Raw genomic sequence first — 13,458 nt, 5'->3', positions numbered from 1 at the left:
TGTTCAATAAGCGTTGAACATAGGATGTGGTCCAATGAGCGTGTTCTGGCTGGCCTTGGGAGCCTTTGCGATCGGTACTGAAGGCTTTGTGATTGCTGGGCTTTTGCCTGCAATCGCGGGTGATCTGTCAATTTCGGTCCCGGCCGCCGGCCAGCTCGTCACCGCCTACGCCCTTACCTATGCCGTGGGCTCCCCGATCCTGGCGGTGGCGCTGAACAATATCGACCGCCGAACCGTGCTGGCCCTGGCGCTGGCGACCTTCATCGCCGGAAACCTCGCAGCGATGGTGGCTTCGAATTATGCCCTGCTGCTCGCCTCCCGGATGCTGATGGCGCTGGGCTCGGGCCTGTGCATGCCGACGGCCCTCGCCGTGTCGATCGCCATCGCATCGCCCGAACGGCGGGGCCGCGCGGTGGCGCTGGTCACCTCCGGACTCACGGTCGCGACTGTCATTGGCGTTCCCCTCGGCAATCTCGTCGGCAGCCTGCTCGGCTGGCGCGCGACCTTTGCCATGGTTGCCCTGATCGGCGCCGTCGCGCTCGCGGGCCTCCTGCTCGGCCTGCCCCGCGGCCTGCCGCGCAACACGGCTTCGCTCAGCGAGCGGCTCGCGGTGGCGCGCCACGGCAATGTCGTGGTCGCACTTTTGATCACGATATTATGGGCGCTCGGCGGCTTCACCGTCTTCACCTATTTCGCGGTTCCACTGCGCAATCTCGGCTTCGACGCCTCGCAGATCAGCCTGGCATTGCTGGTGTTTGGCGGCGCGGCGGCGATCGGCAACATGATCGGTGGCGTCCTGGCCGACCGGCTCGGCACGCTCACCACCGCAGCGCTCGGGCTCGCCGGCATGGCGAGCGCCCTCATCCTGCATTCACTGGTCCTGAAGCTGATGCCCGGCCAGGCCCATTACGCCGTGCTGGGCGCGATCTTCCTCTGGGGCATCTCGGGCTGGGCGTTCTATCCGGCCCAGATCGCCAGCATCATCCGGATCGAGCCGCAGGCCTCGATGATCGCCCTCTCGCTCAACGCCTCCGCCATGTATCTCGGCTTCGCCATAGGCGGGGCCCTCGGCGGCGCGGTGCTGGCCACCCTGTCGCCCAACGACCTCGGCTGGATCGGCGGTGTGAGCGTAGCGGCCTCGCTTCTGGTGCATCTCGCCCGCGGCTGGCAGGCCCGGCCAAAACCAGTCAAAATTGCCGGTTGATGGGCGTTTTTCGGGGTTTCGCCGCCCCAAAAACTGGTCTAAGACCCACCCGCGCGCGAGGGAGACCACCGCGCTCTCGGCCACAGGGACGCGCAGCAGCGCGCCCTTTTTTTGTGCCCAAATTCCAGTCCGGCGAGAGTTGATGCCCAAACGTACAGACATCACCACCATCCTGATCATCGGCGCCGGTCCCATCGTGATCGGCCAGGCCTGCGAGTTCGACTATTCGGGCACCCAGGCGGTGAAGACGCTGAAGGAGGAGGGCTATCGCATCGTCCTCGTCAATTCCAACCCGGCCACCATCATGACCGACCCGGAATTGGCCGATGCGACCTATATCGAGCCGATCACGCCCGAGATCGTCGCCAAGATCATTGAGAAGGAACGTCACGTCATCCCCGGCGGCTTCGCCCTGTTGCCGACCATGGGCGGACAGACCGCGCTGAACTGCGCGCTGTCGCTGCGACGGCAAGGCACGCTGGAGAAGTTCGACGTCGAGATGATCGGCGCCACCGCCGACGCCATCGACAAGGCCGAGGACCGCCAGCTGTTCCGCGAGGCCATGACCAAGATCGGGCTGGAGACGCCGAAGTCGCGGCTCGCCAATGCTTCCGACCTGAAGAAGTCTTTCCGCGACAAGTACCAGGCGGCGCGCGAGAAGGCGTCCGGCGCGGCGCTCGAAGAGCTCGAGCGGCAATGGACGCTGGGCGAAGGCGACCGTCGCAAGCGCTATCAGGAATATGCGATGGGACAGGCGATGATGGCGCTGTCCGAGATCGGCCTGCCCGCGATCATCCGCCCCTCCTTCACCATGGGCGGCACCGGCGGCGGCATCGCCTACAACAAGGAAGAGTTCCTCGACATCATCGAGCGCGGCCTCGATGCGTCTCCCACCAACGAAGTGCTGATCGAAGAATCCGTGCTCGGCTGGAAAGAGTACGAGATGGAGGTGGTGCGCGACAAGAATGACAATTGCATCATCGTCTGCTCGATCGAGAACCTCGATCCGATGGGCGTGCACACCGGCGATTCCATCACGGTGGCGCCGGCGCTGACGCTGACCGACAAGGAATACCAGATCATGCGCGACGCCTCGCTGGCGGTGCTGCGCGAGATCGGCGTCGAGACCGGCGGCTCCAACGTGCAGTTCGGCGTCAATCCCGAAGACGGCCGCATGGTCGTCATCGAGATGAATCCGCGCGTGTCGCGCTCCTCCGCGCTTGCGTCCAAGGCCACCGGCTTTCCGATCGCCAAGGTCGCCGCCAAGCTCGCGGTCGGCTACACCCTGGACGAGATCGCCAACGACATCACCGGCGGCGCCACGCCGGCCTCGTTCGAGCCGACCATCGACTACGTCGTCACCAAGGTGCCGCGCTTCGCCTTCGAGAAATTCCCGGGCGCCTCGACCACATTGACCACGTCGATGAAATCGGTCGGCGAGGTCATGGCGATCGGCCGCACCTTCCAGGAAAGCCTGCAAAAGGCCCTGCGCGGGCTCGAGACCGGTCTCACGGGCCTCGACGAGATCGAGATCGAGGGTCTCGGCCGCGACGACGACAAGAACGCGATCCGTGCCGCACTGGGCACGCCGACGCCGAACCGGCTGCTCCAGGTCGCCCAGGCCATGCGGCTCGGCTGGTCGAACGAGGACATCTTCAACTCTTGCAAGATCGACCCGTGGTTCCTCAGCGAGATGCGCGGCATCGTCGACATGGAGGAGAAAGTCCGGAAGAACGGCCTGCCCGGCAACGCCTTCGGCATGCGCACACTGAAGAGCATGGGCTTCTCCGACGCGCGGCTCGCGGTGCTCGCCCAGACGACGGAGGCCGAGGTCACCGCGAAGCGCCATGCGCTCGGCGTTCGACCCGTCTACAAGCGCATCGACACTTGCGCGGCCGAATTCGCCTCGCCCACCGCCTACATGTATTCGACCTATGAGGCGTTGTTTGCAGGTGCGCCGGCGGACGAGAGCACCCCGTCAGACAAGAAGAAGGTCATCATTCTCGGCGGCGGGCCCAACCGTATCGGCCAGGGCATCGAGTTCGATTATTGCTGCTGTCACGCCTGCTTCGCGCTGCATGATGCCGGCTACGAATCCATCATGGTCAACTGCAATCCGGAGACGGTGTCGACCGACTATGACACGGCCGACCGGCTCTATTTCGAGCCGCTCACCGCCGAGGACGTGCTGGAGATCATCGCCAAGGAGCGCTCGAACGGCACGCTGCACGGCGTGATCGTGCAGTTCGGCGGCCAGACGCCGCTGAAGCTGGCACGCGCGCTGGAAGCTGCCGAAGTGCCGATCCTCGGCACCTCGCCCGACGCCATCGACCTTGCCGAGGACCGTGACCGCTTCAAGCGCGTGCTCGACAAGCTTCGCCTCAAGCAGCCGAAGAACGGCATCGCCTATTCGGTCGAGCAGGCAAGGCTCGTCTCCGCAGATCTCGGCCTGCCGCTGGTGGTGCGCCCGTCCTACGTGCTCGGCGGCCGCGCGATGCAGATCATCCGCGAGGAGAATCAGCTCAACGACTATCTGCTCGGCACGCTGCCGGAGCTGGTGCCGGCGGACGTCAAGGCGCGCTATCCGAACGACAAGACCGGGCAGATCAACACCGTGCTCGGCAAGAACCCGCTGCTGTTCGACCGCTATCTGTCCGACGCCACCGAGATCGACGTCGACTGCCTCTGCGACGGCAAGGACACCTTCATCGTCGGCATCATGGAGCACATCGAGGAAGCCGGCATCCATTCCGGCGACAGCGCCTGCTCGCTGCCGCCGCACTCGCTCGATGGGAAGATGATCGAGGAGCTGGAGCGGCAGACCCGCGAGCTCGCGCTCGGCCTCGACGTCGTCGGCCTGATGAACGTGCAATATGCCATCAAGGACGGCGAGATCTACGTGCTCGAGGTCAACCCGCGCGCCTCGCGCACCGTGCCCTTCGTCGCCAAGGTGGTCGGCACGCCGGTCGCCAAGATCGCCGCGCGCGTCATGGCCGGTGAGAAGCTCGCCGATTTCAAGCTGAAGAAGGCGAAGCTCAAGCACGTCGGCGTCAAGGAATCGGTCTTCCCCTTCGCGCGCTTCCCCGGCGTCGACACGGTGCTCGGCCCCGAGATGCGCTCGACCGGCGAGGTCATGGGCATCGACCGCAACTTCGAGGTGGCCTTCGCCAAGAGCCAGCTCGGAGGCGGCACGCGAGTACCGCGCAAGGGCACGGTGTTCGTCTCGGTGCGTGAAAGCGACAAGACGCGTATCGCGGAAGCCGTGCGCGAACTGCATTCGCTCGGCTTCAAGGTGCTGGCGACCTCCGGCACGCAGCGCTTCCTGACCGATCAGGGCATCCCGACCGAGAAGGTGAACAAGGTGCTGGAAGGACGGCCGCACATCGTCGACGCCATCACCAATGGCGACGTTCAGCTCGTCTTCAACACCACGGAAGGCCCGCAGGCGCTGGCCGACAGCCGTTCGCTGCGGCGCGCGGCCCTCTTGCATAAAGTGCCGTATTACACCACTCTTTCCGGGGCCGTGGCGGCCGCGCAGGGCATCCGCGCCTATCTGGGCGGGGACCTTGAGGTTCGTACCCTGCAGAGCTACTTTTCGGAAACCTGATCGCTAGCGGCGGTGAAACCGCCGCTAAGTGATTGGCAATGAAGCCACAATGGCCGGAGGAACTGATCCGGCCATGCGGTTGTTCTGTTCCGGCGCCAGACCCACATAAACTCCCGGCGGGCGCGTGTTCAGCCCCGGGAATATCGACGAATCAAGGTTGCCGCGCCCCGCGGTCTTTGTGAGGCGCGCAGCTGAAGGACGAGAGAAGAGATGGAAAAGGTTCCGATGACCCAGGCCGGCTTTGTCGCGCTCGGGGAAGAATTGAAGAAGCGCCAGTCGGAAGATCGTCCGCGGATCATCGAGCATATCGCGGAAGCGCGCTCGCACGGAGACCTGTCGGAGAACGCGGAATATCATGCCGCGAAGGAAGAGCAGTCCCACAATGAGGGCCGCATCGCCGAGCTCGAGGACAAGCTCGCGCGCGCCGACATCATCGACATCTCGAAGCTCTCCGGCGACACCATCAAGTTCGGCGCCACCGTGACTTTGGTCGACGAGGACACCGAGAAGAAGGCGGTGTGGCAGATCGTCGGCGAGGTCGAGGCCGACGCCAAGAAAGGCCGCATCTCCATCACCTCGCCGCTGGCCCGCGCGCTGATCGGCAAGAAGAAGGGCTCGACCGTCGAGGTCAACGCCCCCGGCGGCGCCAAGGCCTATGAGATCACCAAGGTGGAGTGGCGGTAAGGATTTGCCGCCTGCCCTGATGTTTCGAAAAGGCCGCGCAGTGCGTAGCCTTTTTGTTTCGGCAGATGACCTGCGGGAGTGGACACGCGCTCTTACCGCACGTCATTGCAAGGAGCAAAGCAACGAAGCAATCCGCACTGCCGCTGCGGAAAGACTCTGGATTGCTTCGCTACGCTCGCAATAACGGAGTGCGCAGCAGCGACATCCACCACCCTCGTGTCTCGGCTCTGCAGCGCACCGCCGAAGTGGCGCTGCGCTGCGTCAGGCGCACGAGAGCGGCGCTCTACCTCCGCCCCTTCACCTCGAGCGGCACGGCGGCCTCGTATTTCGAATTATGCAGCACCAGCGAGGTCCGCACATTCCGCACATGCGGCGCGGCGGTGAGATGGGTGACGAAATCCTGAAAGGTCGCCATGTCGGGGGCGACACATTTGAGGATGAAATCGACCTCGCCCGACAGCATCCAGCATTCGCGAACCAGCGGCTCGGCGCGGACGAATTCCTCAAAGGCGCGCAAATCGGCCTCGGCCTGGCTGGACAGGTGCACGGCGGCAAACACGGTCACGTCGAAGCCAAGCTTGCGGGCGTCGAGCAGGCCGCGATAGCCGTGGATATAGCCCTCCTCCTCCAGCGCCCGGACGCGGCGCAGGCAGGGCGGCGGCGAGATGCCGACGCGCTTGGCCAGCTCGACATTCGTGATTCGACCGTCGGCCTGAATCTCGGTGAGAATCTTCAGGTCGATCTCGTCTAGGTTCCGCGACACGTGATTGGAACTCCTGGCCTTTAACGGCGGTATTGGTGGGCTTATCGCAATCCTCATACCCAGTCTGCACGGCCAGCGCAATTTTATTGCGCGTGCACCGCAATCGACTTTTGTTCCCTGTTGGAAAAATCCGCCGACAGGGAATGCAATTCTTGCATAGCTCACCAGAACGCTTAGATTAGCTCTGATATTTCAGCGCCTCCGCGACGCCTCCCGGCATGTTCCGCGCCCGCGCTGCAGATCCCCCGTGAAAGGCGTCCATCGAAATGTCCGCTCCTGTTCATGCAAAGGTCGTCATTATCGGCTCCGGCCCCGCCGGTTACACCGCCGCGATCTACGCCGCGCGCGCGATGCTCGAGCCGATCCTGATTCAGGGCATCCAGCCTGGCGGCCAGCTCACCATCACGACCGATGTCGAGAACTATCCGGGCTTTGCCGACGTGATCCAAGGCCCCTGGCTGATGGAGCAGATGGAGAAGCAGGCGGTCCATGTCGGCACCAGGATCGTCACCGACCTGGTCATCAAGCTGGATACGGCGCAACGGCCGTTCCGCCTCACCTGCGACTCCGGCGACGTCTATCTCGCCGACGCCGTCATTCTCGCCACCGGCGCGCAGGCGCGCTGGCTCGGGCTTCCGTCGGAAGTAAAATTCCAGGGCGGCGGTGTGTCGGCCTGCGCCACTTGCGACGGCTTCTTCTACCGCAACAAGGAGGTCGTGGTGGTCGGCGGCGGCAATACCGCGGTCGAGGAAGCCCTGTACCTCACCAACCATGCCTCGCAGGTCACCATCGTGCATCGCCGCGATCATTTCCGCGCCGAGCGGATCCTGCAGGAGCGCCTGTTCAAGCATCCGAAGATCAGGGTGATCTGGGACTCGGCCGTGGACGAGATCTGCGGCACCGAGAACCCGAACAAGGTCACCCATGTGCGCCTCAAGAACGTCAAGACCGGCGCGCTGACGGACGTGAAGACCGACGGCGTCTTCATCGCCATCGGCCATGCGCCGGCGACCGAGCTCGTGAAAGACCAGATCAAGCTGAAACCGTCGGGTTACGTCGAGACCGCCCCGAACTCGACCGCCACCTCGGTGCCCGGCCTGTTCGCCGCCGGCGATGTCGCCGACGAGACTTATCGCCAGGCCGTGACGGCCGCAGGCCTCGGCTGCATGGCAGCGCTCGAGGCCGAACGTTTCTTGGCCCTGCGCGCCAGCGAGCGCGCGGCAGCGGAATAACGATCATGCCTCGAACACGCGACGGATTTACGGATATGGACTGGGACAAGCTGAAGGTGTTTCACGCAGCGGCGGAAGCGGGCAGCTTCACGCATGCCGGCGAGCAGCTCGGCCTGTCGCAATCGGCGGTGTCACGCCAGGTCTCGGCGCTGGAGCAGGAGCTTTCGGTCTCGCTGTTCCACCGCCACGCCCGCGGCCTGATCCTCACCGAGCAGGGCGACCTGTTGTTCCGCACCGCGCATGACGTGTTCATGCAGCTGCAGGCGGCGCGCGCGAAGCTCACCGACAGCCGCGAGCGGCCGAGCGGCGACCTCAAGATCACCACCACGCCCGGCGTCGGCATCAACTGGCTGATCCCGCGGCTCGGCGAGTTCACCGCGCTCTATCCCGAGATCCGGATCTCCCTGATCGTCACCGACGAGGAGCTCGACCTGTCGATGCGCGAGGCGGATGTCGCGATCCGCACCCGCAAGCCGACGCAGCCGGATCTGATCCAGCGCAAGCTGTTCGCGATGGGCTTCCACGCCTATTGCTCGCCGGAATACATCAAGCGCTTCGGCACGCCGCGCACGCTGGAGGAGCTCGACTCCCACCGCATCATCACGCTCTCGGACGGCAACTTCGCGCCGCACCTGCAGAACCGCAACTGGCTGGTCGAAGCCGGCCGCAACGGCTCCGGTCCGCGCGAAGCCTATTTCCGAGTGAACAACATCCTCGGACTCGTGCGCGCCTGTCAGCAGGGTCTCGGCATCGCCGCGCTGCCCGACTACCTCGTCGAGGAACAGAGCAAACTCGTGCAGCTGTTCGGCGAGTCCGATTCGATCCAGCTCGACACCTACTTCGTCTATCCCGAGGAGTTGAAGACCGTCGCGCGCGTGCAGGTGTTCCGCGACTTCGTGGTCAGCAAGGCGCAGCGCTGGCCGTCCTGATTTCCGCATGACTGACATGCGGCCTCGGCTGTTGCTGCAGGCCGCTCGTCAAGCCCATACTGTTTGCACGCTGAGCCTTCGCGTTGCGCATTTGTCCCCCTCCTCCAGTGGCGCGGGAGTTCAGTAATCCCTCTTGGAAGGTGATTGTGTCGGCCTCACGTGGCCAATACCTTAAGCCGGGCTCTTTGGGCCCGGCTTTTTTTCTGCCAAATCGGCGTTCGCCCTCCGCGTGTATTGACAGTTCCGCGCATACCCCGCATCATTTGCAAATGATCACGAAGTCGTGCGCAATCTCGTTCAAGGCGATCGCCTCGAAAAAAGGCCCCCATCCCGGGGCCTCGGATGTTTGCGCGCGCTAGCTAAGCTTCGTCATCGCTGCAAATCTTCGAAAACCCCGCCGCCTGGACGGGGTTTTTTCATGTGCCCTCCGTCTCAGGTTTTTCCCGAGAAGGAGATGGAAACATGACTGGTCTACAGGAACAATTGCACGGGCTGTGGCTGCCGCTGGTGACGCCGTTTCGCGATGGAGCGCTCGACGAGCGCTCGCTGCAGCGGCTGACGCGGCACTACGCCGGGCAAGGCATCGACGGCCTTATTTTGGGGGCGACCTCCGGTGAAGGCATGACGCTGCGCGAGGCCGAGCTCGAACGTCTGGTCGCCATCGTGCGCGACGAGATGGCAGCCGGCCGGCGGACCGTGCCGATCTGCCTCGGGCTGTCGGGCGCCGACACCGCGCGGCTGCAGGAGCGTCTCGACGAGACCGCGGACTGGCCGATCGACGGCTATCTGATCGCGAGCCCCTATTATGTGCGGCCCTCGCAGCGCGGCCTCCTGGCGCATTTCGAGACGCTCGCCGATCACGCCGCCTGGCCGCTCGCGCTCTACAACATTCCCTATCGCACCTCGGTGAACATCACCAACCAGACCATGCTGCGGCTCGCCGAGCACAGGAACATCGTCGGCCTGAAGGATTGCGGCGCGAGCCGCGAGCAATCCATCGCGCTGCTGCGCGATCGCCCGAAGCAGTTTCGCGTGCTCACCGGCGAGGACGCGAACTATTTCGAGGCGCTCACCGACGGCGCCGACGGCGGCATCGTGCTGTCCGCCCATGTCGAGACCGCGACCTTTGCGGCCGTCCATGACGAACTGAAGCGCGGCCATCACGACGCGGCACTGGCACGCTGGCATGAGGTCGCCGAGCTGACGCGCCTGTTGTTCACCGAACCGAGCCCGGCGCCGGCGAAGTACTGGCTGTGGCGCTGCGGCCTGATCGACAGCCCCGAAGTGCGCCTGCCGATGGTGGAGGTCAGCAGCGAGCTCGCGGCGACGATCGATCGCGAGATCGAGCGGCGGACGAAGGTCGCGGCGTAGCGGCTCGTCACTGCTTCCGCATGTCATTCCGGGCGCGACGAGGTCGCGAACCCGGAATGACCGTGGTGAGAGACCGCCCCGTGGTTAACATCGCGCGAACAGCCTTCGCATCCGCGGCATTGCGCATCCACGCCTCGTTTACGCTCTGGTGCCTATCGTAGGCCTCGAAAGGCTTCTCACAGGGGGAATGACCATGGGGCATCGCACACGGCCGACGGCCGCGAGCCAGTTCGCGCCGGCCGATCTTTTGCAGGGAATTCTCGTCGTATCGTCGTTCGGGTTCTGGGCGGTGATGCTCGGCCTGATGCCGGCGCTGCTGTTTCGGGTCTGGCTGGTCGGCTGACACAGACGAGCCCGGATGGTTAATCCGAAGGGCAGAGCTGTGTTCAAATACGCTGCAGCCTGCAAGCCGGAATTTTAAAACATCCCGGGTATCGTCCACGCCCATAAGCGAAGAAATCGCGGGGGCGTTTGTGAATAGTCATAATGAAATGGCGTCGCATTTCGACGCTGATTACGAGAAGCTGTCCACCGAGCAGGGTTTTACCACCGAGGACATTCTCTGGGCCGTCGGCATCTGGTCGGTGATCCTGACGCTGTCGCCGGTCATCGTGTTCTACATGCTGATGGTGGCGTAAGCTTCGGCTTGCAGGTCAGCTCTCCTTCCTCGTCGCCATGGCCGGGCTTGTCCCGGCATGACGGACCATCATCCAGAAACGCAAAACGCGCGGGCGTCCGCGCGTTTGTCGTCCGGGGAATGATTTATGAAAAATTAGGCTGCCTGCTTGTGCATTGCGCCGGATGCCGACGCCGTGCCGCGAATGGCCTTCACTGAACGCTCGATTGCCGCCCACAGCCTTGCGATTTCCTGGGCCGCACGGCTCTCGGCCTGATACTCCCGCGCGCCCTCGCCATGGCTCAACGCCATCAGGAGATCCGAACGGTTGGTGATCTGGCCGCCCCACACCGGCGCACGGAATTTCGCCAGGGCTTCGCGGGCGATGGTGACGATCGGGCTTTCGGCTTCGTCGCGCTTGGCCGGCGCACCGTTGAGCACGACCGCATAGGGCTTGCGCGCGGCGCGGCACATCTGGATGGTCTCCTGCACCGCGTTGACGTCGAACACGCCGGGACGGGCGGGAATCACCACCATGGTGGCGTTCTTGATCGCGTCGTCGACGACGGCCGACAGGTTCGGCGGCGTGTCGATCAGCACCCATTCATAACCGTCGCGCTTGGCGGCGGAGACGATGCCGCTGACGGAGTTCACGGCCGCCTTGATCGGCGGTTCGTTGGTGCCGCGCAGCTTGTGCCACAGCGTCAGCGAGCCCTGCGGGTCCGCGTCCACAAGCATGACCTGCTTGCTCGCCTTGATCTGTGCGGCAAGATGTGCGGCGAGGGTACTCTTGCCCGAGCCGCCTTTACGCGATGCAAAAACAATAACGTTCATACCTTCGGCCTCCAGATTGACCCCAGGCTGCGAAAATGAATCACCGCGCTGATTCGTGAAAGATAAATTTATCGAGAGTTGCGCGGCGGTCACGAAATAACAAGGCGTGCTGGCTTTTGAGTCACACTGCGATGTGCGAGGCGCGACACGAACTGCAATGAAACGCAGTGCATCCAGGCTTGTGTGCGTTTTTTGAGCAGTCGTTCGGGAAAAACAGGATGCAACCTCGCCGCGCAGAGCGGCACCCGACTCTTTTCCGTTGCGCCTGTCCGTCAACGCCGCAAGCCTCGCGCCAGTCTGCGCGAACAAAAGGAGTCCGTTACCTTACGAGGTTTCGAAAGAGGAACGCAGGCCCCCCCGCGCTCAGCCGTCGCTGGTCTTCTTCTTCTTGCTCGCCGGCTTGGTGGTCTTCTTCGCCGTTTTGGGCGCGATGTTGGTCGGCCTGCCGGCACGCTGCTCGCCCGGCTCCGGTCCGCGGCGGAAGAACACCGCGCATTGCGGCGAGAGCTGCGCCTTCTTCTTGATCATGCAGGCGGTGATGGCATCGACGTTCGGCACGAACTCGCCGCACAGTCGCATCGCATCCGGCGTGCAGGCCTGCTGCTCCTCCTGGGTGTAGGCGAAGCCGGCACCGGGCTGGACCAGCACGGCCAGGGCCATCCCAAAGGTGACAGCAGCCAAGGATGTCTTGAAGCGAAGCGCCGGCATCTCGTCCCCCACAGGTCGAACAGGAAGCGGATAGTGGGTGAACCGCGGTTGGTTGGCAACCGATGGGAGATGCGAAAGGTCGGAGCTGTGCGGTCTCGGCAACAGGCGGACAGCCTGGCACCAGCAATCGACGGTTCCTGAAGGCCAACCCCAAAAAACGCGAAAACAACCCCATGCACAGTAGCCAAGTGCCGGTAATCCCTCAGCAATTTTTAGGATTAAACGAAGCCACGTTTGACTTGTCGGGCAAAACAGGGGCATCATGTCACATCCAAGAAGATGCGCGTGGGGTGGCTGGCTTGTCTCCTGCGCCGGTCGACAAGCGCACGTGAGGAGAAGTCACATGGAGGGGAATGAGGCGGAGCTGCCGCTCTCGGGCGTCACGGTGGTCTCGCTCGAGCAGGCCATCGCAGCGCCGCTGGCGAGCCGTCATCTGGCCGACTGGGGCGCGCGGGTCATCAAGATCGAGCGGCCTGGCGCGGGCGATTTCTGCCGGGACTACGACCATGTGATGAACGGGATGTCGAGCCAGTTCGTCTGGACCAACCGCTCCAAGGAGAGCCTTGCCATCGACATCAAGAGCGAGGGCGGCCGCAAGGTGCTCGACGCCCTGCTGCCGCAGGCCGACGTGTTCATCCAGAACCTCGCGCCGGGCGCGGCTGAAAGACTCGGCCTCGATGCGGCGTCGCTCCTCAAAAAGCATCCGCGCATCATCGCCTGCGACGTCTCGGGCTATGGCACCGGCGGTCCCTACAGCGACAAGAAGGCCTATGACCTGCTGGTGCAGTGCGAGGCCGGCGTGCTCGCCATCAACGGCACCGAGGCGGAGCCGGCCAAGGTCGGGCTGTCCGTGGTCGACATTGCCACCGGCATGTACATCCTCAACGGCGTGTTGATGGCGCTGTACCGCCGCGAGCGGACCGGCAAGGGCACCGCCTTCCAGGCCTCGCTGTTCGATTCCATCACCGACTGGATGAGCTATCCCGCCTTCTACACACAGAGTACCGGCCGGCCGCTGCCGCGCACCGGCGCAAGGCACGCCACGATCGCGCCCTACGGCCCGTTCCGGGTCGGCGACGGCGCGACCGTCTTCTTCGGCATCCAGAACGACCGGGAATGGCGCTCGCTCTGCCGCATCGTGCTCGGCGATGCCGCATTTGCCGACGACCCGCGCTTCCGCACCAATCCGCTGCGCATGCAGAACCGCGACGAGCTGCAGGCCCATATCGAGCAGCGCTTTGCGTCCATGACCGGCGAAGAGGTGCTGCGGCTGCTGGATGAGGCCGGGGTCGCCAACGCGCATCTGAACTCGGTCGAGGCGTTCCTCGCGCATGAGCAGCTCCATGCGCGCTCGCGCGTGCAAAGCGTGGGCTCGCCCTGCGGGCCGGTGATGAGCTTCCTGCCCGCTCTGACCATTCCCGGCCTCACGCCGCGGATGGATCCGGTGCCCGATGTGGGGCAGCACAACGAGGCCATCATCAGCGAACTTGGCCTTGAGAAGGACGCGTGA

12 protein-coding genes are annotated in these 13,458 nt (G+C 64.2%); 9 read left to right on the top strand and 3 right to left on the bottom strand.

Annotation, left to right across the window (positions count from 1 at the left end; all coding sequences use genetic code 11):
• Positions 1–34 precede the first annotated feature (34 nt).
• From XH83_RS06285 to greA, 3 genes are all read left to right on the top strand, one after another.
• Positions 35–1,204: an MFS transporter gene (locus tag XH83_RS06285; RefSeq protein ID WP_194406166.1), complete on the top strand. Its 1,170-nt coding sequence runs from the start codon at positions 35–37 to the stop codon at positions 1,202–1,204.
• A gap of 142 nt (positions 1,205–1,346) precedes the next feature.
• Positions 1,347–4,811, top strand: coding sequence for a carbamoyl-phosphate synthase large subunit (carB, locus tag XH83_RS06280; protein WP_194406165.1), 3,465 nt, complete (start codon positions 1,347–1,349; stop codon positions 4,809–4,811).
• 210 nt (positions 4,812–5,021) lie between these two features.
• A complete protein-coding gene (greA, locus tag XH83_RS06275) occupies positions 5,022–5,495 on the top strand; it encodes a transcription elongation factor GreA (protein ID WP_097657627.1) in 474 nt (157 codons plus the stop codon).
• A 283-nt stretch (positions 5,496–5,778) separates the two neighbouring features.
• Here the strand turns inward: greA and XH83_RS06270 are convergent, their stop codons facing one another.
• Positions 5,779–6,258, bottom strand: coding sequence for an Lrp/AsnC family transcriptional regulator (locus XH83_RS06270; RefSeq protein ID WP_008135853.1), 480 nt, complete (start codon positions 6,256–6,258; stop codon positions 5,779–5,781).
• Positions 6,259–6,524: 266 nt separating this feature from the next.
• Between XH83_RS06270 and trxB the strand changes: the two genes are divergently transcribed.
• From trxB to XH83_RS06245, 5 genes are all read left to right on the top strand, one after another.
• Complete coding sequence (gene trxB, locus XH83_RS06265) at positions 6,525–7,490, top strand: thioredoxin-disulfide reductase (protein ID WP_194406164.1); 966 nt, start codon at positions 6,525–6,527, stop codon at positions 7,488–7,490.
• 5 nt (positions 7,491–7,495) lie between these two features.
• Positions 7,496–8,419 (top strand): LysR family transcriptional regulator, encoded by a 924-nt coding sequence (locus tag XH83_RS06260; protein WP_026201990.1) that lies wholly within the window; start codon positions 7,496–7,498, stop codon positions 8,417–8,419.
• A 462-nt stretch (positions 8,420–8,881) separates the two neighbouring features.
• Positions 8,882–9,790 (top strand): 4-hydroxy-tetrahydrodipicolinate synthase, encoded by a 909-nt coding sequence (locus tag XH83_RS06255; protein ID WP_194406163.1) that lies wholly within the window; start codon positions 8,882–8,884, stop codon positions 9,788–9,790.
• 193 nt (positions 9,791–9,983) lie between these two features.
• The gene (locus XH83_RS06250; RefSeq protein ID WP_194406162.1) at positions 9,984–10,133 is read left to right on the top strand and encodes a hypothetical protein; all 150 of its coding nucleotides are present in this window, start codon (positions 9,984–9,986) and stop codon (positions 10,131–10,133) included.
• Positions 10,134–10,281: 148 nt separating this feature from the next.
• Positions 10,282–10,428, top strand: a complete 147-nt coding sequence (locus XH83_RS06245) for a hypothetical protein (RefSeq protein WP_194406161.1) — start codon at positions 10,282–10,284, stop codon at positions 10,426–10,428.
• Positions 10,429–10,562: 134 nt separating this feature from the next.
• On the opposite strand, the gene XH83_RS06240 is transcribed toward XH83_RS06245, so the two are convergent.
• Both XH83_RS06240 and XH83_RS06235 read right to left on the bottom strand, forming a co-directional pair.
• The gene (locus XH83_RS06240) at positions 10,563–11,240 is read right to left on the bottom strand and encodes a ParA family protein (RefSeq protein ID WP_025032179.1); all 678 of its coding nucleotides are present in this window, start codon (positions 11,238–11,240) and stop codon (positions 10,563–10,565) included.
• A gap of 363 nt (positions 11,241–11,603) precedes the next feature.
• On the bottom strand, positions 11,604–11,948 hold the full coding sequence (locus tag XH83_RS06235) for a hypothetical protein (protein WP_194406160.1): 345 nt from the start codon (positions 11,946–11,948) through the stop codon (positions 11,604–11,606).
• Between the two features lie 343 nt (positions 11,949–12,291).
• Between XH83_RS06235 and XH83_RS06230 the strand changes: the two genes are divergently transcribed.
• Entirely contained in the window at positions 12,292–13,458 is a 1,167-nt protein-coding gene (locus tag XH83_RS06230) for a CaiB/BaiF CoA-transferase family protein (protein WP_194406159.1), read from the top strand.

This window comes from Bradyrhizobium sp. CCBAU 53351 (assembly GCF_015291745.1).
Classification (GTDB): Bacteria; Pseudomonadota; Alphaproteobacteria; order Rhizobiales; family Xanthobacteraceae; genus Bradyrhizobium.
The sequence above is the reverse complement of the archived record's forward strand: the minus strand, read 5'-3'. Positions and strand labels throughout refer to the sequence as shown.